The 24,581-nt window shown below is 67.9% G+C and carries 19 protein-coding genes; 16 read left to right on the forward strand and 3 right to left on the reverse strand.

Going from position 1 to position 24,581, the window contains the following annotated elements; genetic code table 11:
- The first annotated feature begins 524 nt into the window (after nt 1-524).
- The 8 genes from BLS75_RS00305 (at nt 525) to BLS75_RS00340 (ending at nt 10,383) form a co-directional block, all read left to right on the forward strand.
- Entirely contained in the window at nt 525-3,047 is a 2,523-nt protein-coding gene (locus tag BLS75_RS00305; protein WP_072449910.1) for a TonB-dependent receptor, read from the forward strand.
- A 39-nt stretch (nt 3,048-3,086) separates the two neighbouring features.
- Complete coding sequence (locus BLS75_RS00310) at nt 3,087-5,009, forward strand: phytase (protein ID WP_072449911.1); 1,923 nt, start codon at nt 3,087-3,089, stop codon at nt 5,007-5,009.
- Between the two features lie 81 nt (nt 5,010-5,090).
- Nucleotides 5,091-5,801: a protein TolQ gene (tolQ, locus tag BLS75_RS00315; RefSeq protein ID WP_011061988.1), complete on the forward strand. Its 711-nt coding sequence runs from the start codon at nt 5,091-5,093 to the stop codon at nt 5,799-5,801.
- Nucleotides 5,802-5,817: 16 nt separating this feature from the next.
- Nucleotides 5,818-6,264, forward strand: coding sequence for a protein TolR (gene tolR / locus BLS75_RS00320; protein ID WP_072444299.1), 447 nt, complete (start codon nt 5,818-5,820; stop codon nt 6,262-6,264).
- Nucleotides 6,261-7,073 carry an energy transducer TonB gene (locus BLS75_RS00325; RefSeq protein WP_072449912.1) on the forward strand — a complete coding sequence of 271 codons (813 nt, stop codon included), beginning with the start codon at nt 6,261-6,263 and terminating at the stop codon, nt 7,071-7,073. The genes tolR and BLS75_RS00325 overlap by 4 nt, the downstream gene beginning before the upstream one ends.
- Before the next feature lie 196 nt (nt 7,074-7,269).
- Complete coding sequence (locus BLS75_RS00330; RefSeq protein ID WP_072449913.1) at nt 7,270-7,677, forward strand: c-type cytochrome; 408 nt, start codon at nt 7,270-7,272, stop codon at nt 7,675-7,677.
- 86 nt (nt 7,678-7,763) lie between these two features.
- Nucleotides 7,764-9,092 (forward strand): D-arabinono-1,4-lactone oxidase, encoded by a 1,329-nt coding sequence (locus BLS75_RS00335; RefSeq protein WP_176876724.1) that lies wholly within the window; start codon nt 7,764-7,766, stop codon nt 9,090-9,092.
- 85 nt (nt 9,093-9,177) lie between these two features.
- The gene (locus BLS75_RS00340; protein WP_161467416.1) at nt 9,178-10,383 is read left to right on the forward strand and encodes a DSD1 family PLP-dependent enzyme; all 1,206 of its coding nucleotides are present in this window, start codon (nt 9,178-9,180) and stop codon (nt 10,381-10,383) included.
- A 226-nt stretch (nt 10,384-10,609) separates the two neighbouring features.
- Here the strand turns inward: BLS75_RS00340 and BLS75_RS00345 are convergent, their stop codons facing one another.
- Nucleotides 10,610-11,554 (reverse strand): SphA family protein, encoded by a 945-nt coding sequence (locus BLS75_RS00345; protein WP_072449915.1) that lies wholly within the window; start codon nt 11,552-11,554, stop codon nt 10,610-10,612.
- A 260-nt stretch (nt 11,555-11,814) separates the two neighbouring features.
- Here BLS75_RS00345 and BLS75_RS00350 point away from each other — a divergent pair, with 260 nt between their 5' ends.
- The 3 genes from BLS75_RS00350 to BLS75_RS00365 all read left to right on the forward strand — a co-directional run bounded on the left by BLS75_RS00350 (nt 11,815) and on the right by BLS75_RS00365 (nt 15,016).
- Nucleotides 11,815-12,852 carry an AraC family transcriptional regulator gene (locus tag BLS75_RS00350; protein WP_047287784.1) on the forward strand — a complete coding sequence of 346 codons (1,038 nt, stop codon included), beginning with the start codon at nt 11,815-11,817 and terminating at the stop codon, nt 12,850-12,852.
- Nucleotides 12,853-13,142: 290 nt separating this feature from the next.
- Nucleotides 13,143-14,030, forward strand: coding sequence for a Dyp-type peroxidase (locus BLS75_RS00360; RefSeq protein WP_072449917.1), 888 nt, complete (start codon nt 13,143-13,145; stop codon nt 14,028-14,030).
- A gap of 17 nt (nt 14,031-14,047) precedes the next feature.
- A complete protein-coding gene (locus BLS75_RS00365) occupies nt 14,048-15,016 on the forward strand; it encodes a Gfo/Idh/MocA family protein (protein WP_176876726.1) in 969 nt (322 codons plus the stop codon).
- A 70-nt stretch (nt 15,017-15,086) separates the two neighbouring features.
- Here BLS75_RS00365 and BLS75_RS00370 read toward each other — a convergent pair whose 3' ends face one another.
- Together BLS75_RS00370 and BLS75_RS00375 are read right to left on the reverse strand one after the other, a co-directional pair.
- Nucleotides 15,087-15,824 carry a TorF family putative porin gene (locus BLS75_RS00370; RefSeq protein ID WP_019093757.1) on the reverse strand — a complete coding sequence of 246 codons (738 nt, stop codon included), beginning with the start codon at nt 15,822-15,824 and terminating at the stop codon, nt 15,087-15,089.
- Between the two features lie 101 nt (nt 15,825-15,925).
- On the reverse strand, nt 15,926-17,668 hold the full coding sequence (locus tag BLS75_RS00375; protein ID WP_072449919.1) for an amidohydrolase: 1,743 nt from the start codon (nt 17,666-17,668) through the stop codon (nt 15,926-15,928).
- Nucleotides 17,669-17,771: 103 nt separating this feature from the next.
- On the opposite strand from BLS75_RS00375, the gene BLS75_RS00380 reads away from it, so the two are divergent.
- From BLS75_RS00380 to BLS75_RS00400, 5 genes are read left to right on the forward strand one after another with little or no spacing between them, the layout of a single operon-like run.
- Nucleotides 17,772-18,689, forward strand: a complete 918-nt coding sequence (locus BLS75_RS00380) for a LysR family transcriptional regulator (protein WP_041118939.1) — start codon at nt 17,772-17,774, stop codon at nt 18,687-18,689.
- Between the two features lie 38 nt (nt 18,690-18,727).
- Nucleotides 18,728-19,345, forward strand: coding sequence for a transcriptional repressor LexA (lexA, locus tag BLS75_RS00385; protein ID WP_072449920.1), 618 nt, complete (start codon nt 18,728-18,730; stop codon nt 19,343-19,345).
- Nucleotides 19,345-19,962, forward strand: a complete 618-nt coding sequence (gene imuA, locus BLS75_RS00390; protein WP_011061974.1) for a translesion DNA synthesis-associated protein ImuA — start codon at nt 19,345-19,347, stop codon at nt 19,960-19,962. Before lexA ends, imuA begins: the two co-directional genes overlap by 1 nt.
- A gap of 7 nt (nt 19,963-19,969) precedes the next feature.
- The gene (locus BLS75_RS00395) at nt 19,970-21,385 is read left to right on the forward strand and encodes a Y-family DNA polymerase (RefSeq protein ID WP_072449921.1); all 1,416 of its coding nucleotides are present in this window, start codon (nt 19,970-19,972) and stop codon (nt 21,383-21,385) included.
- The gene (locus tag BLS75_RS00400) at nt 21,382-24,486 is read left to right on the forward strand and encodes an error-prone DNA polymerase (protein ID WP_072449922.1); all 3,105 of its coding nucleotides are present in this window, start codon (nt 21,382-21,384) and stop codon (nt 24,484-24,486) included. The genes BLS75_RS00395 and BLS75_RS00400 overlap by 4 nt, the downstream gene beginning before the upstream one ends.
- Nucleotides 24,487-24,581: the final 95 nt, after the last annotated feature.

The following is a 24,581-nucleotide window of genomic DNA, read 5'->3' on the forward strand; positions in this document are numbered from 1 at the left end:
CACAGCAGATGTTTGTGACAGTGGGGTGACGCCGGGGAAACCCGGCGTGAGGTCGAATCAGCTCACGGCGAATGCGTTTTTTTTCGGCCCGCAGGAGCCGGCTTGCCGGCGAAGAGGCCCGCAAGGCCTGCGCCCGACGGGGGATGGCTTTCGCGGGCAAGCCCGCTCCTACGGGGCGGCGGGTGCACCACGGATCTGTAGGAGCCGGCTTGCCGGCGAAGAGGCCCGCAAGACCTGCGCCTGGCGGGGGATGGCTTTCGCGGGCAAGCCCGCTCCTACGGGGCGGCGGGTGCACCACGGATCTGTAGGAGCCGGCTTGCCGGCGAAGAGGCCCGCAAGACCTGCGCCTGGCGGGGGATAGGGGTCAATTCAGCTCATTTGCCGGGGCGAAAGCCGGGCAATGGGGTGTTTTGGCCCGTTGCCGCCCAGGCCTGTCACAGAACCGTCATTCGCCGACCCTAGCGTGCCCTCCCAGTTGCCGGGCCTCTTGCCCGGCGTTAGCGGACTCTTGGGGGAGGACCAACATGTACAAGCGCAGCAGTCCCGGGCTTGTCAGCTTTACCTTGACCGCGCTGGCCATGGCCATCGCCAGTGAACGCTTGAGCGCCGCGGAACCTGCGGCCACCGAGCATGTGGAAGTGGTGGGGCAGGCCGCCAGCATCGACCAGGCGCTCAAGGAGCAGCGGCGCTCGGACAGCATCGAAAGCGTGGTGCACGCCGACGGCGTGGCCCAATTGCCGGACCAGAACGTCGCCGAGGCGGCGCAGCGCCTGCCGGGCATCAGCATCGAGCGCGACCAGGGCGAAGGGCGCTTTGTCAGCGTCCGCGGCCTGGGCCCGGACCTCAACAGCGTGACCATCAACGGCACCCTGGTGCCCTCGCCGGAAAGCGCCCGCCGGGCCGTGGCCCTGGATGTACTGCCCTCGGAACTGGTGCAGTCGCTGTCAGTGATCAAGACCCTGACCCCGGACATGGACGCCAACTCCCTGGGCGGCACCGTGGATGTGAAAAGCCTCTCGGCCTTCGACCACAAGGGCCTGTTCTACAGCGGCAGCAGCGAGGCCAGCTACGACCAGAACACCCGACAGGCCAGCCCGAAATTCTCCGGCGCGGCGAGCAACCGCTTCAGCCTCGGCGACGGCGTCGACAACTTCGGCGTGGCCGCGGCCCTGAGCTGGCAGAAGCGCGATTTCGGCTCCGACAACGTCGAGACCGGTGGCGCCTGGGACTTCGAGCAAGGCGCCAAGCTGCAGGAATTCGAGCAGCGCGATTACGCCATCAGCCGCGAGCGCGCCGGTGGCGGCCTGAACTTCGACTACAAGCCCGACGACAGCAGTAGCTACTACCTGCGCACCCTGTACAGCCGCTACAAGGACAGCGAGACCCGCAACTCCACCAGCATCGAGTTCGCCGACCCCCTGGCGGCCGGCGAGCGCGGCGACGCCGAAGCCTCGCGCAAGCTCAAGCAGCGCGAGGAAACCCAGGAGATCCAGTCCTACGTGTTCGGCGGCGAGCGCCAGCTGGGCCTGTGGACCCTCAGCGGCCAGACCGGCTACAGCCGCTCCAGCGAAGACAGCCCGGCGCATATCGCCGGGGCCACCTTCAAGGGCAACAGCGATTTTTCCGACAGCGGCTTCTACGACAACGGCAAGCCGCGCCCGGTGATCGGCGCCGGTTTCTATGACCCGGCCAACTTCACCCTGGACAAGGTCGACTGGGAAAAGCAGAACACCACCGACACCGAGAAGAACCTGCGCCTGGACCTGGCCCGGGACTATGACCTGAGTGGCTACGCCGCGCAGTTCAAGTTCGGCGGCAAAGTCAGCCGGCGCAACAAGGACAACGACCTGGAAGCCTGGGTCTACAAGGACTTCGACACCCTGGGCTTTACCGACCAGCAGCTCAACCTCGGGCAGTTCCAGAAGGGCAACGTGGACTATTCCCTTGGCCGCTTCGGCCCGGGCATCAGTGGCGGCGCCATCAAGCAACTGATCGGCGGCCTGAATCAGGCGGCCTTCTACGACGAGGAAGAATCCCGGGTCAACGACTTCAAGATCCGCGAAGACATCAACGCCGGCTACTTCATGAACACCCTGGACATCGACGACTGGCGCTTCATCGCCGGCCTGCGCTACGAGGGTACCGAGTTCGAGGCCAAGGGCACCGGGGTCACCGACGGCGCCTTCACCGCCACCGACACCCAACGCCGCTACCAGCACTGGCTGCCGGGGCTGCATGCGCGCTACCAGCTGGACAAGAACACCCAGGTCCGCGCGGCCTGGACCAAGAGCGTGGTGCGCCCGACCTTCGGCCAACTGGCCCCGGGCTTTGTCATCGACGGCGACGAGGCGACCTTCGGCAACCCCGACCTCAAGCCCCTGGAGTCGAGCAACCTGGACCTGGGCATCGAGCACTACATGGGCCGTGCCGGCAGCGTCTCGGCCTTCGTGTTCTACAAGGACATCCAGAACTTCGTCTACAACACCGACCTGGCCGGCACCGGCGCCTGGAGCGGGTTCTCCGAGGCGCACACCTTCGCCAACGGCGACAGCGCCAAGCTGTACGGCCTGGAACTGGCCTATTCGCAGAAATTCGACTGGCTGCCGGCGCCGTGGAACGGCCTGCTGCTGGGCGCCAACAGCACCTTCAGCCGCTCCAGTGCGAGCATCGAGGGCTTCGACCAGAAGGCCGGGGTCAACCGCAAGCGCGACATCGACCTGCCCAACCAGTCGGACACCGTGGGCAACCTGATGCTCGGTTGGGAAGACGACAAGCTCAGCCTGCGCCTGTCGGCCAACTACAAATCGGCCTACCTCTATGAGCTGGCCTCCATCAGCGACAAGGCCCACGACCTGCATGTGGATGCCCAGACCTTCGTCGATTTCAGCGCCAAGTACTCCCTGACCAAGAACCTGCAACTGAGCTTCGAGGCGCAGAACCTCACCGACCAGCCGTACTTCGTCTACACCGGCAACCGCTCCTACAACGCCCAGTACGAGGAATACGGCCCGACCTACAAGCTCGGCCTGACCTTCACCCATTTCTAAGCAACGGGCCCTTGCCCGACCGCACACCCAAGGATTGTGATGAGCACTGTATCGACCGCAAGAAATGGCCTGCTGGCCCTGTGCATTGGCTTGACCTGTGGCGCCGCCCTGGCTGCCCCCAGCGTGCCCGGCCTGAACCTCAAGCCCTGGGCCGAGCAGACCCCGGGCGTTACCGGCCTGGGTTTCGTGCCCGCCGGCACAGGCGCCGACCGGCTGCTGGCCAGCGAGCGCGAAGGCCTGTTGCTGGTGGACGAACAGGGCCGCCAGCTGGCCCGCTTCAAGGGCTCGTTCAACGGCCTGGACAGCCGCGCCGCCGGTGGCCAACTGCTGGTGGCCAGCCTCGACAACCAGCGCCAGCAGGCGCTGCTGGTGAGCCTCGACCCGGCCAGCCGCACCTGGGGCCAGCCGCTGTACCTGCCTACTCGGGACTACCCGGTCAACGGCCTGTGCCTGTACCGCGACGAGGCCAGCAACCTGTTCCTGTTCCTGGTGGGCGAGGAGGGCAAGGGCGAGCAGTGGCTGGTGGGCCACGGCGCGCAACTGAGCGCCGAGCCGCAGCGGGTACGTGGCCTGCCCCTGCCGCCGGAGGCCAAGTTCTGCCAGGTGGACGACGCCGCCCAGCAACTGCTGGTCAATGAACAGAATGTCGGCTGGTGGGCCTACCCGGCCCATGCCGAAGCCGACACCGCGCGCCAGCCGGTGGCCCTGCGCGCGCCCTTTGGCGACATCAGGAAAAGCGCCGGGGCCATGGCCCTGGTGCCGGGCGGGGTGCTGGGCCTGGACCCGAAGGCCGCGCAACTGCATCTCTACCAGCAGCAGGAAAAAGGCTGGCTGGCCCAGGCCACGTTGCCCCTGGCCGGCCTCAAGGAACCGGAAAACATCGCCCTGCGCGCCAGCGACAAAGGCCTGCAGGTCTTGCTGCGCGATGACGAGGATGGGCGCCTGTACCAGGGCCAGTTGAACTGGCAGGCCACCTCGCTGGCCCTGCCGCCGGTATTGCCCACCGTACAGGCGGCGGCGCAGAGCGAGCCGGTGGGGCGCCAGGGCGATGCCGCCGATGACCCGGCGATCTGGGTCCACCCGCAGCAGCCCTCCCTGAGCCGGGTGCTGGGCACCAACAAGAAGCAGGGCCTGCTGGCCTACGACCTGCAGGGCAAGCTGTTGCAGGAGCTGGCAGTGGGGCGCCTGAACAACGTCGACGTGCGGCCCAACTTCCAGCTCGGCGAGCGCCGTGTGGACCTGGCCGTGGCCAGTAACCGCGACCGCAACAGCCTCAGCCTGTTCGCCATCGACCGCGCCAGCGGCGAGCTGAGCGAGGCCGGGGAGGTGCCCACGCCGCTCAAGGAAATCTACGGTATCTGCCTGTTCCAGCCGGCCAGTGGCGAGATCTACGCCATTGCCAACGACAAGGACGGCACCTTCGTCCAGTACCGCCTGAGCGCCCCCGGCGGTACCGCCCAGGGCGAGCTGGTGCGCCGGTTCAAGGTGGCCAGCCAGCCCGAGGGCTGTGTCGCCGATGACCAGCGCCAGCGCCTGTTCCTCGGGGAAGAGGACGTTGGCGTGTGGGCGGTGGATGCCCGGCCCGAGCAGCCGGCGACCCTGCACAGCGTGATCAAGGTCGGCGGCCTGTTGCAGGCCGATGTCGAGGGCCTGGCCCTGTACCAGAGCAACGCCCGCGACTACCTGGTGATTTCCAGCCAGGGCAACGACAGCTACCTGGTGCTGGATGCCGAACCGCCGTTCGCTTCCCATGGCGCCTTCCGGGTCAGCCTCAACGCCCGCGCGGGGATCGACGGCGCCTCGGAAACCGATGGCCTGGAAGTCACCTCGGCCAACCTCGGCGGGCCCTGGAGCCAGGGCCTGCTGGTGGTCCAGGACGGGCGCAAGCGCATGCCCGAGCAGACCCAGAACTTCAAGTTCGTGCCCTGGGCCGAGGTCACCCAGGCCCTGAAGCTGCCCTGAGCCGGCGGTCATCACCTTGTCATTTGAATGTCATCGAATAGCCCCGCCAGCCCAGGCGGGCACCCGAGAAGGAGTTCCACCATGCAGGCCACACTCGAACACATGAGCATCTGGGGGCTGATCAGCGATGCCAGCCTGTTGGTCAAGGCGGTGATGCTGACCTTGCTCCTGGCGTCCTTGCTCAGCTGGTACCTGATCATCCAGCGTGGCGCCGTGCTGCGCGGTCGTGAGCAGCGCTTCCAGGCTTTCATCCAGCGTTTTCGCGCCGCCCCCGAGCTGCTGCCGCTGTACCGCGAAGTGGCCAAGGGCAGCGACGCCGAAGGCGGCGTGGAGCCGATCTTTGCCGCCGGCTACCAGGAGTTCAGCCACCTGCGCGGCCAGCCCGGCGGTGCCGGAGAAGGGGTGCTGGAGGGTGTGGAACGGGCCTTGTACGTGGCCATCAGCGAGCAGGAAACCCGCCTGGAAAAGGGCCTGCAGTTTCTCGCCACTGTGGGTTCGGTAAGCCCCTATATCGGCCTGTTCGGCACCGTGTGGGGGATCATGAATTCCTTCCTCGGCCTGTCCCAGGTGCAGCAGGCGACCCTTTCCACCGTGGCCCCGGGCATTGCCGAGGCGCTGATCGCCACCGCCATCGGCCTGTTCGCGGCCATTCCCGCGGTGATTGCCTACAACCGTTTTTCGGCCCGCAGCCAGACCCTGCTGACCCGCTACTACGCCTTTGGCAATGAACTGCAAGTACGCCTGCATCGCACCTTGCAGGGCACCCCGAGCCACCTGGCCGTGGCCGCCTGAGAGAAGGAGCAAGCCGATGTTGACCCGGCCGCAACGCAAGCACGGACCCAAGGCGGAAATGAACGTGGTGCCCTACATCGACGTGATGCTGGTGCTGCTGGTGATCTTCATGGTCACCGCGCCGATGCTCACCCAGGGGGTGAAGATCGAATTGCCCAAGGTCGCCAGCGAAGCCCTGGCCACCGACAGCCGCCAGCAGATCCTCACCCTGTCGGTGCAGGCCGGTGGCGGCTACTACTGGAACCTGGGCGGTGAACTGGACACCCGGAACCAGACCGACAGCGCTGTGGACCTTGAGCAGATGCGCGCCAAGGTGGCCCAGGTGATTGCCCGGCGCGGCGACACCCAGGTGTATATCCGCGCCGACCAGGACGCCGCCTATTCCAGCGTGGTGGCGGCCATGGCCGCGTTGCAGCAGGGCGGGGTACACAACCTGGGGCTGGTGACCGAGGCCCCGCAATGACGGCGATGATCATGCACAACCCCACCGCGATGCCCCTGCGGCCCGAGGCGTCCGGCTTCTGGCGCAACAGCCTGGCGGCCAGCCTGGCCCTGGCCCTGCACGCCGGAGTGCTGGTGGCGCTGGTGCTGGGCGGGTCGGTGGACAAGCCGCAGGTCGAGACGCCGCCGGTACTGACCACCCAACTGGTGATGCTGGCGCCGCCTGCCGCCCCCGCGGAACCGCTGCCGGCGGTGGCCGAGGTGGCGCCACCGCCACCGTCAACGCCACCGCCCGCGGCTGCGGCGGAGCCGGCCAGGCCCCGGGTTGACCCCCAGGTACAGGCGCAGAAGCTGGAGCAGGCGGCCCTGGCGCGCAAGCGGGTGGAAGACAAGAAACGTGAGCAGGTGCAGGAGCAGCAGCGCGAGCGCCTGGAGGCCGAGCAGCGCCAGCGCGATACCGAGCAACGTGTGGCCCAGGAACAAGCGCAGGCCCAGCGTGCCGAACAGTCGCGGCTGGCTGCCGAGCGCACGCGCCAGCAGGCGGCCCAGGCGGCGGCCGACAGTCGCCAATACCAGCCCCTGAGCAAGGAGGCCCCGGACTACCCGCAACGGGCCCTGGACAAGAACCTGGAAGGCGACTGCACCGTGGAATACAGCGTCAACCCCCAGGGGCGGGTGGAGAACCCCAAGGTCATCGACGGTTGCCACCCCCTGTTCATGCGCCCGTCCCTGGCAGCGGTGGCGACCTTCCGTTATCAGCCGCGGCTGATCGACGGCCGGGCGGTAACGGTGCCGGCGGTGCGCAACACCTTCCACTACCGGATCCAGTAAGGCGCGGGGCAGGCATGGGCCGTTTCCATGCAGGCAGCCTCTGGCTGACCGTGCGCGCCCTGGCTGGCCGAGCCTGTCCCCTTGGCTGGCCGCCAATGCCCTCAACCCCGGGGCGCGGGTGTCTTAGTGTGGCCGGGTGTGGTCCGCCGCTGTCGCCGGGGCGGGCCGCTTGCCCTGGCCGCACTGAGGACCGCCGATGCCCACTGTCACCCCCGCCTGTTCGCGCCCGTTGCGGCGCCACTCTTGGCTACCGATTCGTAGCGCCCTGGGCCTGGCCCTGGGGCTGCTGCTGAGCGCCTGCGGCGAGGCTGAACCGCCTGCTGCCGTGCGCCTCGACGCCGCCCGCCAGAGCCCGGCCGACCCGGTCCTGGCGCAGGTCTACGCCAGCAGTTGCCAGCTGTGCCATGCCAACCCGGCCTCCGGCGCGCCCCTGGCCGGCGATGCCAAGGCCTGGGCGCCGCGCCTGGCCCAGGGTGCCGACACCCTGCTGGATCACAGCATCAACGGCTACCAGGGCATGCCGCCCATGGGCCAGTGCATGCAGTGCAGCGAAGAGCAGTTCCTGGCCCTGATCAGCTTCATGTCCGGCCATTCATTCCAATAAAAAGCACAGGTTCCCCCTTCATGGTCATGCACCTTTCCCGACGCCGGCTGCTGCAAGGGGCCGGCGCCCTCGGCGCGTTCAGCGCGCTGTGCAGCAACCCGCTGCTGGCCGAACTGGCCCGCGCCCCGCGGCTGATTCCCTGGCGCAACTGGTCCGGCGCGCAAAGCTGCCTGCCCCAGGCGCGGCTGGCGCCCAAGGACCTGGATGAACTGCGCCAGGTGGTCCGCCAGGCCCCGGGCAAGATCCGCCCGGTGGGTGCCGGGCACTCCTTCAGCGCCCTGGTGCCCACCGACGGCACCTTGCTGTCCCTGGCCTATTTCAACGGCCTGCTGGACCACGACCCCAAGACCCTGCAAGCCGAATTCGCCGCCGGCACGCCCATGTCGCTGATGGGCCCGGCGCTCAAGGAGGTGGGGCAGGCGCTGTGGAACATGGCGGATATCGACTACCAGACCCTGGCCGGGGCGATTGCCACTTCCACCCACGGCACCGGGGTCGGCTTCGGTTCCTATTCGTCCCGGGTCTGCGGGCTGCAACTGGTGACCGCCGGCGGCGAAGTGCTGGACTGCGACCCCCGGCGCAACGCCGAGGTGTTCCACGCCGCCCGGGTGTCCCTCGGCGCGCTGGGGGTGGCGACCCGGGTGCGCCTGCAGAACCGCGAGGCCTATCGCCTGCGGGAAAAACAGTGGATCGGCAAGACCGAGGAACTGCTGGAGGACATGGACAACCTGACCCGCGACAACCAGCACTGGGAAATGCTCGTGGTCACCCACTCCGACTACGCCCTGGCGGTGGCCCTGAACGAAACCACGGAGCCGCCGACCCCGCCCACCGATCCGGCCGAGGAGGGCGGCAACGAGTTCGTCAACCTGATCGAAAACCTCGACAAGTACGTCAGCGACTTCCCCGAGACCCGCCGCCACCTGCTCAACAGCCTGCGCTGGCTGGCGCGCTTCGATGAGCGGGTGGGGGATTCCTACCAGATCTACGCCAACGTGCGCAGCGTGCGCTTCAACGAAATGGAGTACTCGGTGCCGGCGCACCTGGGCCCGGCGTGCCTGCGGGAAATCCTCGCGCTGATCCGCGACAAGGACCTGCGCACCTGGTTTCCCATCGAGTACCGCTACGTCAAGGCCGACGACATTCCCCTGAGCATGTTCGAAGGTCGCGACAGCTGTTCGATCTCGGTGCACCAGCACTACAGCATGGACCACCACAACTTCTTCGCCGCCGTGGAGCCGATCTTCTGGAAGTACCAGGGGCGCCCGCACTGGGGCAAGCACCACAGCCTCAACGCCCGCACCCTGCAGGGGCTGTACCCGCAATGGGCAGCCTTCGCCAGGGTGCGCCAGGCACTGGACCCGCAAGGCAAATTCATCAACGCCCACCTGGCCTCGGTGCTGGGTGTGGCGTGAACAGGAGATGCGCACAATGAACCGTCGTCATTTCATGGCCGGCACCCTGGGGGCCGGAGTCTTGCTGGCCGGTGTCGGCGCCTGGCTGCGGCCCGGCGACCGGGGCCTGCCCTACAGCCCGTACTTCGCCGAGCTCAATCGCGAGCTCAAGGCCCACGGGCCGATGCAACCGGTGATGCTGATCGACCTGGATCGCCTGGACCACAACATCGATGTGGTCATGCAGTCGGTGCAGCGCGGCGGCAAGCACCTGCGCCTGGTGGAAAAATCCCTGCCATCGCCCGGGCTCCTGGCCTACATCGCCCAGCGCGCCGGTACCCGGCGCCTGATGTCCTTCCACCAGCCGTTTCTCAACCACGACGCCGAGGTATTTGCCGACGCCGATATCCTCTTGGGCAAGCCCCTGCCGATCCGCGCCGTCGAGCTGTTCTACCAGCAGCTCAAGGGGCCGTTCGACCCGCGCCGGCAACTGCAATGGCTGCTCGATACCCCCGAACGCCTGCAGCAGTACCTGGCGCTGGCCCAGGGCCTGGGCACGCGGATGCGCATCAACATCGAACTGGATGTGGGGCTGCACCGTGGCGGCGTGGCGGACCATGCCGTGCTCGGGCAGATGCTGGCGCTGATCAGCGCCCACCCCCGGCACCTGGAGTTCGCCGGGTTCATGGGCTACGACCCCTTTGTGGACATGGGCGTGCCGGGGATTCTGGGCTCGCCGCAAAGCCTGTTCGACCAGGTCATGGCGCTCTACAACGGTTTTGTCGACTTCACCCGCCAGCAGTACCCGGCGCTGTGGCATGCCGGCCTGACCCTCAATACCGCCGGCAGCCCCAGCTACCGTCGGCACGAGCAGGAATCCCTGAGCAGCGAAGTGTCGGTGGGCACCGCACTGCTCAAGCCCAGCCACTACGACCTGGCGTCCCTGGAGCAGCACGTGCCGGCCGCCTTTATCGCCACCCCGGTGCTCAAGAGTACCGGGCCGGTGCGGATCCCGGCCCTGGACGACAAGTCGCGGCTGTTCTCCTGGTGGGACCGCAACCAGCGCCAGACCTTCTTCATCTATGGCGGCCACTGGCTGGCGGATTTCGAATCGCCGGCGGGTCTGCAGAGCAACGAGCTGTTCGGTCGCAGCTCCAACCAGGAGATGGTCAACGGCTCCCGCGCCGTGGGCTTGCAAGTGGACGACCAGGTCTTCCTGCGCCCGCAGCAGAGCGAAGCGGTACTGCTGCAGTTTGGCGACCTGCTGGCCCTGCGCGGCGGGCGCATCGTCGAACGCTGGCCGGTGTACTGATCCCACGTATAGCCCTTGCCTGGCGATCCTCCGTCGGAGCGCTGTCGGCCTTAAGAACGCCGCGTCCCTACGGGCCGTTCGCAGCCTGCGGCAGCGGCTACACGAAACGCGTCCCGGCAACCGCCTGTAGCCGCTGCCGAGCCCCGGCGAGGCTGCGCAAAGGCCCGCAGGGCCTTGCCTGGCGATCTCCCGCCGAGCCCGCAGCAGCTTCAGGCTGCCGCGGGTTTCACAGGGCAAAGGGAATGGTCAGCTTGGCCCAGAGCATGTCGCCCTCGGGGCGGTTTTCCACGTCGAACTCCTTGGCCCAGCGGATCTCGGCGCTGGCGTACCTGAGAAAGCGCAGGTGCAGCGCCGGGCCGATGGCGAACACTTGCCCGCGTACCCCGTCGCTCACGTCCTCGCCCATGAAGGTCACGGTCTTGCCGTTCTGTTTGTCGTCGGTGGTCTGCTTCAGGTAGTAGCCGTTGAGCCCCAGGCTCAGGTCGTCGGTCAGGCGGTAGCTGGCCGAATAGTCGAAGTGCAAGATCTGCCCGGAACGGTAGTGGGTGGCGTGGTTCTCCTGGTTGAAGCTGTAGGTGCTCTTGAACGACAGCTCGGTGCGTTCGCTGGGCAGCCAGGTCATGGAGAACAGCGGCTTGTAGGTGGTGAAGTTGTTGCTGGTGTTGGCCAGCCGGTCGGCATCGTACTGCCCGGTGGGCAGGGTCACTTCCAAGGCCGCGCCCAGGGTCAGGTCGGGGCCCATGTCCCACAGGATGATCGGCGCGAAGGTGGTATCGCCCATGCTTTCGCGGCGGTCGCTCTGGCCGTACAGCGACACCTGCTGGCGCAGGTAGGGCTGGGCCACGTAGCCGCCCAGGCGCCCGCCCAGGACCCGCAGCGGGCTCAGGTAGTCCAGGCGCGGGATGATCGCGTCGGAGGTGATCCTGACCTCCTGGACCTTGCCGCCAAAGGAGCTGATGTCGAGCTTCCTGGCCTGGTAATGGTTGTAGTAGAGGTTGAAGGCGAACATGTGCTCCGGGAGCTGGTCGGGGCTCAGGGGCAGCACGTAGAAGCCGTCGGTGCCGGGGCCGATATTGTCGACCCCGGATTCGGTGGCCTGGGCATTCAGGCTGGCGCAGGCGGCCAGGGCCACGCCCAGGTGCAGGGAGCGAGTGAGGCGGGTCGGGTGCATGGTTGGGCTCATTCTTATTGTTAGTGGGGGCGCGGCGGCAGGCACGCCGCCCGCCCCATAGAAATAAGCCCTGGGCCGGGCGCGGGGCAGGGTATTGGCGGACAGGGAGGGGGACTTTGTCGGACACTTTGCAATGCTTTGTTACATTCCCCCGTAAAACCCCAGGCAACGGGATATGCTTGAACCGCCGGTGAAGCCTTGGCGCCGGTGCCTGACCGACAATAAAAACAGCCGCTCAAGCGGCCCGGAAGCCCACTCCCATGCAGATCAAAGCCGCCGATGCCCACGACCAGCTGGCCCTGGTTTCACCCTTCCTGCTGCAGACCCTGGCGGATGTCGCCGAAGCCAAGGGCGTCAGCGCCGAGCGCCTGTGTCGCGGCCTGGGCTTTACCCTGGACGACCTGCAGGACCCGACCCTGCGCATCTCCTATCGCCAGGCGGTGGCGATGATCGAACGTGCCCTGGCGGCATTGCCGCAGCAGGGCCTGGGGCTCTGGGTCGGCAGCCGCAATGTGCTGGGCACCCTGGGTCTGCTGGGGCATGCGCTGTCGTTGTGCCGGACCCTGGGGGACGCCTTCGAGCTGGGCATCCGCCATCAGCACACCTCCGGCACCATCGTCAGCGCCGATGTCGGGCGCCAGGGCGACGAGTTCTTTGTCGAGCTGCAATGCCGCCTGCCCTACGGCGAGGTGCAGATCTTTGCCGCGGAAGAGTTCTTCGCCAGCCTGCTGATCTATGGCCGGGCCCTGGTCAGCGCGGATTTCCAGGCCCTGCGGGTGGAGTTCATGCACGCCGCGCCGGCCTATGCCGAGCTCTATACCCGGTTGCTGGGCCCCCACGTGCAGTTCGGCTGCCTGCAGGCGCGCATGGTGATCGAGGCCCGTTGGTTGCAGGCGCCGCTGCCCAACCATCATCCGGTGGCGCTGCGCCAGGCGCTCAAGCTGCTGGAACTGGAAAGCGCCCAGGTGCACCAGAAGATGGACCTGATCCAGGCGGTGGAGCGCGCCCTGAGCCGGGACCTGCGGGCCGGCAGCCATATCGAGCAGGTGGCGGGGGATTTGAACATGAGCGGGCGCACCCTGCGCCGGCGCCTGACCGAACACGGCCTGACCTTCGAGGCGCTGCTGGAACGGGTGCGCCAGGCGCGAACCCTGAACCTCTTGGGCAACCCGGAGCTGTCCATCGAACGCATCACCGAAGAGGTCGGCTACAGCGACGTGCGCAGCTTCCGCCGGGCCTTCAAGCGCTGGACCGGGCTGAGCCCCAGCGCCTTTCGCGAAGAGGCGGCGCTGCATTGAAGGCCGCCCTGTAGCCGCTGCCGAGCCCGCGAGGCTGCGCAAAGGCCCGCAGGACCTTGCTTGGCGATCTCCCGTCGAACCTTGAGCGGCCTCAAGATCCCCGCGTCTGCTGCGTCGCAATGCCGCCCATGCCGTTCTCAGCCTGCGGCAGCGGCCGCACAACCCCGGCCCGGCCTTTTCACCACGGCCTTGCAACGTTGCCGCGCAAGCGGCGACAAGCCTTGCCCGTTTCGACGCTGACGCCGGCAGCCCATGGCGGTAAACTCCTGCGCCTTTATTCAGGAGTTCCCATGAGTTACTACCAGCCCGGCATCCTCGCTGCACCCGTTCCGTCCCAGGCCCGCCACCTGTTCTTTGCCCTTGAGTCCATCGAGGCGTTGCCCCAGGCCCTCGACCAGTTGCTGGCACGGGTGGATGGCGCAACGGCGGTGGCAGGTTTTGGCGCGTCGCTGGTCAAGGCCCTGGGCGCGCGAGTGCAAGGGCTCAAGGCGTTCCCGGCGCTGACCGGCGTGGGCGTGGACAACCCTTCGACCCAGCACGCGCTGTGGGTCTGGCTGCACGGTGATGATCGCGGCGAGCTGCTGCACCGCAGCAACGAGCTGGCGGCCTCCCTGGCCCCGGCCTTGCGCCTGGTCGGCATGAACGAGACCTTCCGCCACAAGACCGGCCACGACCTCACCGGTTATGAAGACGGCACCGAAAACCCTCAGGACGAAGCCGCCGTGGCCGCGGCACTGGCCGAGGGCGAAGACGGCCTGCGCGGTGGCAGCTTTGCCGCGATCCAGCAGTGGCAGCACGACTTCCAGGGCTTTGCCGCGATGCACCAGCAAGAGCGCGACCACATCATGGGCCGGCGCCTGAGCGACAACGAAGAACTGGACGACGCGCCGGTCTCGGCACACGTCAAGCGCACCGCCCAGGAAAGCTTCGCCCCGGAAGCCTTTCTCGTGCGCCGCTCGATGCCGTGGATCGAAGGTGACAAGGGTGGCCTGATGTTCCTTGCCTTCGGCCACACCCTGAACGCCTTCGAAGCCCAACTGCGGCGCATGAGCGGCCTGGAAGACGGCATCACCGACGGCCTGTACCGCATGAGCCGGCCGATCACCGGGGGCTACTACTGGTGCCCGCCGCTGCACAACGGCCAGCTCGACCTGCGCGCGCTGCAAGCGTCGAAATGAACACCGGGGCCGAGCCGCTGAAGACCGTGCGCTGGGGCATGATCGGTTGCGGCAGTGTCACCGAGCGCAAGAGTGGCCCGGCCTTCTACAAGGTTCCGGGGTCGGCGCTGGTGGCGGTGATGGGGCGCCGGGCCGAGGCGGTGCGCGACTATGCGCAGCGCCATGGCATTGCCCGCTGGTACACCGATGCCCAGGCCCTGATCGACGACCCCGAGGTGGACGCGGTGTACATCGCCACGCCCCCCGACAGCCATTACGCCTACAGCCTGCAAGTGGCCGCCGCCGGCAAGCATTGCTGCGTGGAAAAACCCATGGCCCTGCATGCCGGGCAAAGCCTGGCCATGCAGCAGGCTTTCGAGCAGGCCGGGCTGCATCTGTTCGTCTCCTATTACCGGCGTTCCTTGCCGCGCTTTGCGCAGGTGCGGCAATGGCTGGCGGATGGGCGCATCGGGGAGGTCCGGCACCTGCACTGGAGCCTGAGCAAGGCTGCCTCCGAGGCCGACCGCAGCGGCGCGGTCAACTGGCGGACCGACCCGCAAGTGGCCGGCGGCGGTTATTTCGCCGATTTGGCCAGCCATGGCCTGGACCTGTTCCAGTACCTGCTGGGCGATATCGTCGAGGTGGCCGGCTTCAGCACCCGCCAGGCCGGGCTGTATGCCGCCGAGGATGCGGTCAGCGCCAGTTGGCGCTTCGCCTGTGGGGCGTTGGGCAGCGGCGCCTGGAACTTCGTCGCCGACCGCCGGGTAGACCGGGTGGAAATCGTCGGCAGCCAGGGGCGCATCACTTTTTCCGTGTTCGACGAGCATCCGCTGCAACTTGAAGCCGAAGAGACCCTGAACCTGTTCATCGACAACCCCGCGCACATCCAGTGGCATCACGTGCAGGGCATGAACGCCCATATCCGCGGCCAGATCCGGCACCCGGCCCTGGCCAGCGAAGCCCTGAAGACCGACCGGGTGATGGACCGCATCCTGCAGCGCGGCTGATCCCAGGGCGCATGCCTTTCGCGCCCCTTCGCCGGCAAGCCGGCTCCTACGGGGGCGGGCGGCTTGTCGCTCAGAAGGTCTTCTTGATGCTGGCCACCCAGGTCGCTCCGCACAGGTCGCTGAAGCCGTAGTTGCTGGTGCACTGGCTGCGGGACAGGTCGGTGTCGATGTAGCTCAGGCCCAGTTCCAGCCCGGCCATTTCCCGGGTCAGTTTGGCTTCCCATTCGTGGTAGCTGTCCTCGCCCTGGCCCGAGGCGCGGATCAGCCGCGGATCCTTGAAGTCCATCTGGCCGTAGCGCAGTTGCAGCCCCAGCTCCAGGGGCAGTCGGGTCTCGTAGCCAAGGTAGCGGTACAGGGTGCTCTGCTGGCTGTCGATGCCGGGGGCATCGTCGGAGTAATAGGCCCCCAGCTTGACCCCGTAGACGCTGAGGATGCCGTACACCTCGCTCTGGTTGAACTGGGCTTCCCGGGGGTAGCTGTACTTCAGGTAGCCCAGGTCCAGGCTGATGTCTGCGCTGGCCTGCCACAGCCAGCCGCCGTAGTAGTCGACTTCCTGGCGGGTCTTCAGGCCACCGCCGAAATCGACGTTGGAGCTCCAGGTGCCCAGGTACAGGCCGCTGCTGTGCAGCAGGGTCACGGCCGCCTGGGCCGCGGGGTCGTTCTGGGTCTGGGAGATGCCGCGGGTGCGGTAGTCGCTGGCCAGGGTCAGCTCCAGTTCCACGGCCAGGTCGTCGGTCAGGGGCAGGGCGTGGCCGGCCTGCGGCAGCAGGCACACGGCGCCCAGGGTGAGCAGGGTGAGGGTCTTCATGGGTATCCCGTTGTTGTGATTGTTATGGGGGAGCGGGCAAGGCGGCGCCGTACCCCGGCGTCACCAGGGCGCGGGGCAGGCGGTGCAACGGTGGCGCGGGGTCAGAGTGGGCGGCTGTAGATCTCGCGGCCGGCGAACCAGGTCTGCAGCACCTGGGTTTCATGCAGGGCCTTTTCGTCCACGGTAAACACGTCGCGGTCGAGGACGATGAAGTCGGCCTGCTTGCCGGCCGTCAGCGAGCCGATCTGCTGTTCCAGGCCCAGGGTGCGCGCGGCATTCTGGGTGTAGGCATAGAACAGGGTTTCGCGGTCCAGGCGTTCGTCGGCGTTGAGCACCCCCAGTGGCCCCTGGCGGGTGATGGCCTGGGCCATGGCGTTCCACGGGTTGGGCGACGACACCGGCCAGTCGCTGGCGCCGGCGATGGTCGCGCCCTGCTTGAGCAGCGAGTGCGCCGGGTACTGGTAGCGGAACGCCAGGGCGCTGACGTAGGGCTTGATCATGTCCAGGGTGTAGTCGTCGGCCGAGGCCCAGAGCAGTTGCATCGAGGCAATCACGTTGAGCGGCTTGAAGCGGGCGAACTCCTTGGGGTTGACCATCTGCAGGTGGGTGATGGAGTGGCTGATGCCGCTCTGGCGATCCTTGCGCGCCTGCTCGATGCCGTTCAGCGACTCACGCACCGCACGGTCGCCGATGGCGTGGATGTGCACCAGCCAGCCGCGCTGGTCGATGGCGCTGACCAGTTCGCCAAAATGCGCCGGGTCGATCAGCAGTTCGCCGGGTTTGTGCGAGTTGCTGTAAGGCTCGAGCATCGCCGCGCTCTGCGCCGGGTATTCGATCACCCCGTCGGCGAAGATCTTGATGCCCGGCAGGGTCAGGTTGGGAATGCCCTGGAACTGCTGGCGCACTTTGTCCAGGGTGTCGAGGTCGGCCGGCCGGCTGCGGGGGTTGGCCACCAGCAGGGCGGCGACGTGGGCGGTCATCCCGCCGCTCTCGGCCAGGGCCTTGTAGGCCGGCAGCACGCCGACGGTGTGCTCGGTGGGCTTGAGGGCGAACACCGCTTCGCCTGGGGCGGCGTTGGCGGCCGGGTCCATCCAGGCGGTAATTCCCAGGCTGTTGTTGTAGTGCAGGGCCGACTGCGCGGCGCGCAGCATCTGCTCGGGCCCCGGCACCGGCATTTTCGCGGCCACCCGGTCCCAGCCGGCGTCCACCAGGAAACCGTTGGGGCGGCCGTCGGGCAGTTGGCCGATGGTGCCGCGCTCGGCCTCGGGCAAGCTCTTGAGCAGGGCGGCGTCGATGCCGGCGCGCTGGAGCATGAAGTCATTGGCCCAGGCGGTATGGTGGTCGCTGCCGGTGAACACCACCGGTACGCTGGCCCATTCACCCTGGTTGAAGCGCTGGCCCAGGGCCTGGGCCTGGGCCCAGTAGGCCGAGCTCATGCCGGCGATGCTGAGCACGTCGGCATGCCGGGCGCTGCCGTCGTCACGCCAGGCGCGCAGGCGTTTTTCCAGTTCGTCGAGGCTGACCACCTCGTCCTGCAGGTTGGCGCCGGTCATTTCCAGGCCGCCGAAGATGGCGTGGGAGTGGGTGTCGATCAGGCCCGGCATCAGGGTCTTGCCGCCCAGGTCGACGACCCGGGTGTGGCTGTCGATCAGTGCCTTGATCTGCGCATCGCTGCCGGCTTGCAGGACCTTGCCGTTCTCCACCGCCAGGGCCTGGACCTTGGGCTGGGCGCGGTCGGCGGTGAAGACCTGGCCGTTGAGCAGCACCAGGTCGGCGGCGGCCATGGCTTCCAACGAGGCAAAACTCATGGCGGCCAGTAACAGCGTGGGGGTCAATCTTTTCATTGAACATTTCCTTGTTATTGCGTCTGATCGCCAGCTTAGGGACTGCCCGCAGCGGGCAGAACGGCTGCTTCACGAAAAACATTTTTGCCTGGGTGGAAAAACCATGGACAAGTTGAATGCCTTGAAGATGTTCGTGGTCACCGCCCAGCTGGGCAGTTTCAGCCGGGCGGCGGAGCAGTTGGGCAAGACCCCCTCGGCCCTGACCAAGGCGGTCAACCACCTGGAGGCCGAGCTGGGTTCGCGCCTGTTCGAGCGCAGTACCCGGCGCATCGTGCTCACCGAAATCGGCCGGCTCTACCTGGAGACCGCGCGCCAGGTGCTGCAGCGGCTGGAAGAGGTGGGCGAGGAGGTGGAGCAGCTGCAGCATGGCCTGCGCGGCAACCTCAAGATCACTGCGCCGCTGGCCTACGGCCAGGCATTCCTGGATCAGGTGTGTGGCGGTTTTCTTGAGCAGTACCCGCAGATCAATCTGCAAGTGGACCTGTGCGACGAGTTCGTCAACCTGCTGGAAAGCGGCTACGACCTGGCCCTGCGCGAAGGCCATGACGACCTGCCGGGGCTGATTGCCCGGGTGGTCGGAAGCAACCGCCTGGCCCTGTGCGCCAGCCCGGCCTACCTGGCGCGCAAGGGCCGGCCGGTGACCCCGCAGACCCTCGAAGAACATGAATGGCTGCTGTATCGCCACCCCTTGCTCAGCCGGGAGTTCTGGTGGGTCGAGCGCGACGGCCAGCGCCTGAGCCTGCCCCAGCCCCAGGCACCACGCCTGCGCAGTGACAATTACGACCTGCTGCTGGCCAATGCCCTGGCCGGGCGCGGCCTGCTGCACACGCCGCTGTGGAGCGCCGCACCGTACCTGGCCGACGGGCGCCTGGTGCGGGTGATGGCCGACTACGCGATCGACCCGGACAGCTTCGGGCCGCACATCCTCGCGGTGTACCCCAGCCACCGGCGAGCGACCGCCAAGGTGCAGGCATTCATCGACTATGTCAGCGGCTTCCTGGCCAGCCGTGGCCTGGACTGATTGGCGGTTCTTGTCAGATAAATCCGAGAGGAGTACAAATGTACTCCATGACGACTTTATCTCCCCGCCGCACTGCCATCCTGACCTTTATCCGCGAGCGCATCGCCGATCACGGCCAGCCCCCGAGCCTTGCTGAAATCAGCCAGGCGTTCGGTTTCGCCTCGCGCAGCGTGGCGCGCAAGCATGTGCTGGCGTTGACCGAGGCCGGGTTCATCGAGGTCAACCCGCATCAGGCCCGGGGCATTCGCCTGCTCAACCAGCCACGGCGCCCCGAGCTGCTGGAAATTCCGGTGCTGGGGCGGGTGGCCGCCGGTGCGCCGATTGGCGTCGATGCCGACATACACGGCCAGTTGCTGCTGGACCCGGGGATGTTCTCCCGCACTCCGGATTACCTGCTGCGGGTCCAGGGCGATTCGATGATCGATGACGGCATTCTCGACGGCGACCTGGTGGCGGTGCGCCGCAGCAGTGAGGTGCGCAACGGCCAGACCGTGATCGCCCGCCTCGACGGTGAGGTGACCATCAAGCGTTTCGAGCGCAAGGGGCAGGGCATTCGCCTGTTGCCGCGCAACCCGGCCTACCAGCCGATCGAGGTCACGGCCGACCACGAACTGTTTATCGAAGGCGTGTTCTGCGGTCTGGTGAGGCAAGGCTGATGGGCGCCGTGGTCGCACTGGATTCGCTGTTCAATGCCGGGCGGGTGTGGAAAGGCCGCCCGGCCGCCGCGCCTGCCAGCCCGCAGCCCACCGGCCATGCCGCCCTGGATGCGGTGCTGCCCACGGGCGGCTGGCCGGAAGCGGCACTGACCGAAATCCTCATTGCCGCCCAGGGTCTGGGCGAGCTGCAACTGCTGTGGCCGAGCCTGGCGCGGCTGAGCGCGGCGGGGGAGCGCATCGTGCTGGTGGCGCCGCCGTTCGTGCCCTATCCCCAGGCCTGGCAGAACGCCGGGGTGGATGTGCGCCAGTTGTCGATCATCCAGGCCGGGGAGCGTGATGCCCTGTGGGCCGCCGAGCAGTGCCTGCGTTCCGGCAGTTGCGGCGCGGTGCTGTGCTGGCCGCAGCAAGCCGACGATCGCGCCCTGCGGCGCCTGCAGGTGGCGGCGGAAAGCGGCCAGACCCTGGCTTTTGCCTACCGCCCCCTGGAGACGGCGCGCAACCCCTCGCCGGCGGCCCTGCGAATTGCCGTGCAAGGCCGTCCCGGGCAGTTGCGGGTGCTCAAGTGCCGGGGCGGGCTGGCCCATCCGGCGCCTATCGCCTGGCCCGCCGGGCACTGAGGTTGGCATGCGTTGGGTGTGCATCCTGTTCCCGCAATTGGCGCTGGACGCAGTCTTGCGTCAGCGCGCCGAGCCCGAGGCGCCCCTGGCGCTGCTCAGTGGCACCCCGCAGCGCCGGGTGATCCAGGCGGTGAACGCCGCCGCTCGCGAACTGGGCCTGCGCCCCGGGCAATCGCTGACCGCCGCCCAGGCCCTGACCAAGGCCTTTGCCAGCGCCGAATACGACCCCCGGCAGATCGAGCACTGGCAGCAGTTTCTTGCGGCCTGGGCCTATGGCTTCAGCTCCCAGGTCAGCGTCGCCTACCCGCGCACCCTGGTGCTGGAGATCGAATCCAGCCTGGGCCTGTTCGGCCCCTGGCCGCAGTTGGAAGCGCGCCTGCGCCGTGAATTGCAGGCCCTGGGCTTTCGCCACCGGATCGTCGCCGCGCCCAATCCGGCGGCTGCCCGGGTCCTGGCCAATGCCTATGACGGCTTGGCGGTGGCCGACTGCGAGGCCCTGGCCCAGGCCCTGGGGGCCATGCCCATCGAGCGCCTGGGGCTGGCCCCGGAGCAGGCCACGGCCCTGTCGCGCATGGGGGTGCGCAGCTTCCAGCAACTGCGGGAGCTGCCCCGGCCCAGCCTGGCCCGGCGTTTTGACGGCAGCTTGCTCAAGCACCTGGATACCCTGCTCGGCGAGCGCCCGCTGGGGCTGGCCTTCTATCAGCCGCCGGACCGCTTCGACCTGCGCATCGAGCTGAATTTCGATGTGCAGTCCCATCAAGCGCTGCTGTTTCCCCTGCGCCGGCTCACCGCGGATCTGGCGGCCTTTCTCTGTGGTCGCGACAGTGGCGTACAGCGCTTTGCCCTGCACCTGGAGCACGCCGAAGGCGCCGACACCCTGATTCCGGTGGGGCTGCTCAGCGCCGAGCGCGACCCGGCGATGCTGTTCGAACTGGCCCGCGGGCGCCTGGAACAGATCCAGGTGCCGGCGCCGGTGCGCAACCTGCGGCTGGTGGCCGAGGACCTGCCGCTGTTCGTGCCCCGGCACAGCGAGCTGTTCGACGAGCGCCCGCAGCAGAACCTGCCCTGGGAGCAGTTGCGCGAACGCCTGCGGGCGCGCCTGGGGGATGACGCGGTGCAGGGCCTGGGGCATCGCGCCGATCACCGCCCGGAGCGCAGTTGGCAGGCGCAGACCGATTCGCGCCCGTGCCCGGCCACCCCCGGGCTGCGCCGCCCCGGCTGGCTGTTCACCGAGCCCCGGGTGCTGGGCGAGGGCTCGGTGCGCATCCTCATGGGCCCGGAGCGGATCGAGTCCGGCTGGTGGGACGGTGCCGATGTGCGCCGCGACTACTACCTGATCGAAACCGCCGCCGGCCAGCAAGGCTGGGCCTATCGTCAGGTGGGCGAGCCCGGGCCGTTGCTGTTGCAGGGCTGGTTCGCATGAACGCCTACGCCGAGCTGCACTGCCTGTCCAACTTCAGCTTCCAGCGCGGCGCCTCCAGTGCCGCCGAATTGTTCCAGCGTGCCAAGGCCCTGGGCTACCAGGCCCTGGCGATCACCGACGAGTGCACCCTGGCGGGGATTGTCCGGGCCTGGCAGGCCTCTCGCGACAGCGGCCTGAAGCTGATCGTCGGCAGTGAAATGCAGGTCGAGGACGGCCCGCGGCTGGTGCTGCTGGTGGAAGACCTGGCGGGTTACCAGGGCCTGTGCCGGTTGATCACCCGGGCCCGGCGCCGAGCCGAGAAGGGCAGCTATCGCCTGCTGCGCGAGGACTTCGCCGAACCCTTGCCGGGGCTGCTGGCCCTATGGCTGACGGGCGCCGGCGAGCCGCTGGCCCAGGGCCGCTGGTTGCAGCAGGTGTTCCCCCAGCGCCTGTGGCTGGCGCTGGAGCTGCATTGCGGCCAGGACGATGCCCGGCACCTGCAACAGCAACTGGCCCTGGCCCGGCAACTGGGGCTGCCAGCCGTGGCCTGTGGCGATGTGCACATGCACGTGCGCGGGCGTCGGGCGCTGCAGGACACCATGACCGCGATCCGCCATCACCTGCCGGTGGCCGAGGCCGGGCAACGCCTGTTCGCCAACGGCGAGCGCCACCTGCGGCCCGTCGAAGTGCTGCAAGGCCTGTACCCGCAGGCCCTGCTCGACGAGTCGCTGGCCATCGCCGGGCGCTGCGCTTTCGACCTCGGCCAACTGCGCTACCAATACCCCCGGGAGCTGGTGCCCGAGGGCCACGATGCCGGGTCCTGGCTGCGGGTGCTGACCCAGCGCGGCATCGTGCGCCGCTGGCCCGCTGGTGCCCGGGCCGAGGTGCTGAAGCAGATCGACAAGGAGCTCACGCTGATCTGTGACCTGGGCTACGAGAGTTATTTCCTCACGGTGCACGACATCGTCGACTTCGCCCGGCGCCAGCACATCCTCTGCCAGGGCCGGGGCTCGGCGGCCAACTCGGTGGTGTGTTTCGCCCTCGGCATCACCGAGATCGACCCGGACCGCTCGACCTTGCTGTTCGAGCGTTTCCTGTCGCGCGAACGCAACGAGCCACCGGACATCGACGTCGACTTCGAGCACGAGCGCCGCGAAGAGGTGCTGCAGTATGTGTTCCAGCGCTATGGCCGGCATCGCGCAGCGCTGACCGCGGTGGTCAGCACCTACCACGGTGCCGGGGCGGTACGGGATGTGGCCAAGGCCCTGGGCCTGCCGCCGGATCAGGTCAATGCCCTGGCCGACTGCTGCGGCCACTGGAGTGATACGCCGCCCAGTGTCGAGCGCCTGCAGGAGGCCGGGTTCGACCCCCAGAGCCCGGTGCTGCGCCGGGTCCTGAGCCTGACCGGGCAGTTGATCGGCTTTCCCCGGCACCTGTCCCAGCACCCCGGCGGTTTCGTGATTTCCGAGCAGCCCCTGGACCACCTGGTGCCGGTGGAGAACGCGACGATGGCCGAGCGTACGGTGATCCAGTGGGACAAGGACGACCTGGACATGGTCGGCCTGCTCAAGGTGGATATCCTCGCCCTGGGCATGCTCAGCGCCATCCGCCGTTGCTTCGACCTGATCCACGGCTACCGCGGCCAGCGCTACAGCCTCGCCAGGATTCCGCCTGAAGACCCCGCCACCTATGAAATGATCGGCCGCGCCGACACCATTGGCGTGTTCCAGATCGAATCCCGGGCGCAGATGTCGATGCTGCCCCGGCTCAAGCCGCAGAACTTCTACGACCTGGTGATCGAGGTGGCCATCGTCCGGCCCGGGCCGATCCAGGGCGGCATGGTCCATCCCTACCTGCGCCGGCGTAACCGCCAGGAGCCGGAAACCTATCCGTCTCCGGAGCTGGAGGGCGTGCTCAAGCGCACCCTGGGAGTGCCGCTGTTTCAGGAACAGGTGATGCAGATCGCCATTGTCGCCGCCGACTACACCCCGGGCGAGGCCGATCAGTTGCGCCGCTCCATGGCCGCCTGGAAGCGCCACGGTGGCCTGGAGCCGCACCGCGAACGGCTGCGCAAAGGCATGCGCAAGAACGGCTACAGCGACGAGTTCGCGGCGCAGATCTTCGAGCAGATCAAGGGCTTTGGCAGCTACGGCTTTCCCGAATCCCATGCCGCCAGTTTCGCCTTGCTGACCTACGCCAGTTGCTGGCTCAAGTGCCACGAACCGGCGGCCTTCGCCTGCGCCCTGATCAACAGCTGGCCCATGGGCTTCTACAGCCCCGACCAGATCCTCCAGGACGCCCGGCGCCATGGTTTGCAGGTTCTTGCGGTGGATGTGGGGGCCAGTGACTGGGACTGCAGCCTGGAGCCGACTCCTGTCCAGCCTGCACGCGCTGGAAATGGCCCTCCCGGGCAGCCGGCCCTGCGCCTGGGGCTGCGGATGATCAAGGGCTTTCGCGAGGACGATGCCCGGCGCATCGAACGTGCCCGCCGGCAACGGGGCTTTGTCGATATCGCCGACCTGGGCGAGCGGGCCCGCCTGGATGTCCGCGCCCAGGAATTGCTGGCCGATGCCGGCGCCTTGCAGGCGCTGGCCGGGGATCGTTATCGGGCACGCTGGGAAGTGGCCGGGGTGGAAAGACAGCTGGGGCTGTTCGCCGGCCTGCCGAGCCAGGAGGAAGCGCCGGTAGCGTTGCCCCGGCCCAGTGTCGGCGAAGACCTGCAGGCGGATTACCACAGCCTGGGCACCACCCTCGGGCCGCACCCCCTGGCGCTGCTGCGCCCGCAGCTTGCGGCCCGGCGCTGCCGCAGCTCGCGCGACTTGCTGGCGGTGGAGCACGGGCGTTCGGTGAGCGTGGCCGGGCTGGTCACCGGGCGCCAGCGGCCGGGCACCGCCAGCGGGGTGACCTTCGTGACCCTGGAAGACGAGTTCGGCAACGTCAATGTGGTGATCTGGCGCGACCTGGCCGAGCGCCAGCGCCGGGTACTGGTGGGCGCGCAGTTGCTCAAGGTCGACGGCACCCTGGAAACCGAGGGCGAGGTGCGCCACCTGATTGCCGGGCGCCTGAGTGACCTGAGCCCGCTGCTGGATGGCATTCACGTACGCAGCCGCGACTTTCGCTGATGTCGCCGCTGCCGAGCCCGGGCGAGGCTGCGAAATGGCCCGCAGGGCCTTGCTTGGCGGTCTCCCGCCGGAACCCCAGCGTCCTCAAGACCGCC

The sequence above is a fragment of the Pseudomonas sp. NFPP12 genome, assembly GCF_900103205.1.
In the GTDB taxonomy this organism is placed as follows: domain Bacteria; phylum Pseudomonadota; class Gammaproteobacteria; order Pseudomonadales; family Pseudomonadaceae; genus Aquipseudomonas; species Aquipseudomonas protegens.

What these genes read in the sequence shown, in the direction of transcription:
- BLS75_RS00305 (WP_072449910.1), top strand. Translation starts at nt 525, where the DNA reads ATGTACAAGCGCAGCAGTCCCGGGCTTGTCAGCTTTACCTTGACCGCG.
- BLS75_RS00310 (WP_072449911.1), top strand. Translation starts at nt 3,087, where the DNA reads ATGAGCACTGTATCGACCGCAAGAAATGGCCTGCTGGCCCTGTGCATT.
- tolQ (WP_011061988.1), top strand. Translation starts at nt 5,091, where the DNA reads ATGCAGGCCACACTCGAACACATGAGCATCTGGGGGCTGATCAGCGAT.
- tolR (WP_072444299.1), top strand. Translation starts at nt 5,818, where the DNA reads ATGTTGACCCGGCCGCAACGCAAGCACGGACCCAAGGCGGAAATGAAC.
- BLS75_RS00325 (WP_072449912.1), top strand. Translation starts at nt 6,261, where the DNA reads ATGACGGCGATGATCATGCACAACCCCACCGCGATGCCCCTGCGGCCC.
- BLS75_RS00330 (WP_072449913.1), top strand. Translation starts at nt 7,270, where the DNA reads ATGCCCACTGTCACCCCCGCCTGTTCGCGCCCGTTGCGGCGCCACTCT.
- BLS75_RS00345 (WP_072449915.1), bottom strand. Translation starts at nt 11,554, where the DNA reads ATGCACCCGACCCGCCTCACTCGCTCCCTGCACCTGGGCGTGGCCCTG.
- BLS75_RS00350 (WP_047287784.1), top strand. Translation starts at nt 11,815, where the DNA reads ATGCAGATCAAAGCCGCCGATGCCCACGACCAGCTGGCCCTGGTTTCA.
- BLS75_RS00360 (WP_072449917.1), top strand. Translation starts at nt 13,143, where the DNA reads ATGAGTTACTACCAGCCCGGCATCCTCGCTGCACCCGTTCCGTCCCAG.
- BLS75_RS00370 (WP_019093757.1), bottom strand. Translation starts at nt 15,824, where the DNA reads ATGAAGACCCTCACCCTGCTCACCCTGGGCGCCGTGTGCCTGCTGCCG.
- BLS75_RS00375 (WP_072449919.1), bottom strand. Translation starts at nt 17,668, where the DNA reads ATGAAAAGATTGACCCCCACGCTGTTACTGGCCGCCATGAGTTTTGCC.
- BLS75_RS00380 (WP_041118939.1), top strand. Translation starts at nt 17,772, where the DNA reads ATGGACAAGTTGAATGCCTTGAAGATGTTCGTGGTCACCGCCCAGCTG.
- lexA (WP_072449920.1), top strand. Translation starts at nt 18,728, where the DNA reads ATGTACTCCATGACGACTTTATCTCCCCGCCGCACTGCCATCCTGACC.
- imuA (WP_011061974.1), top strand. Translation starts at nt 19,345, where the DNA reads ATGGGCGCCGTGGTCGCACTGGATTCGCTGTTCAATGCCGGGCGGGTG.
- BLS75_RS00395 (WP_072449921.1), top strand. Translation starts at nt 19,970, where the DNA reads ATGCGTTGGGTGTGCATCCTGTTCCCGCAATTGGCGCTGGACGCAGTC.
- BLS75_RS00400 (WP_072449922.1), top strand. Translation starts at nt 21,382, where the DNA reads ATGAACGCCTACGCCGAGCTGCACTGCCTGTCCAACTTCAGCTTCCAG.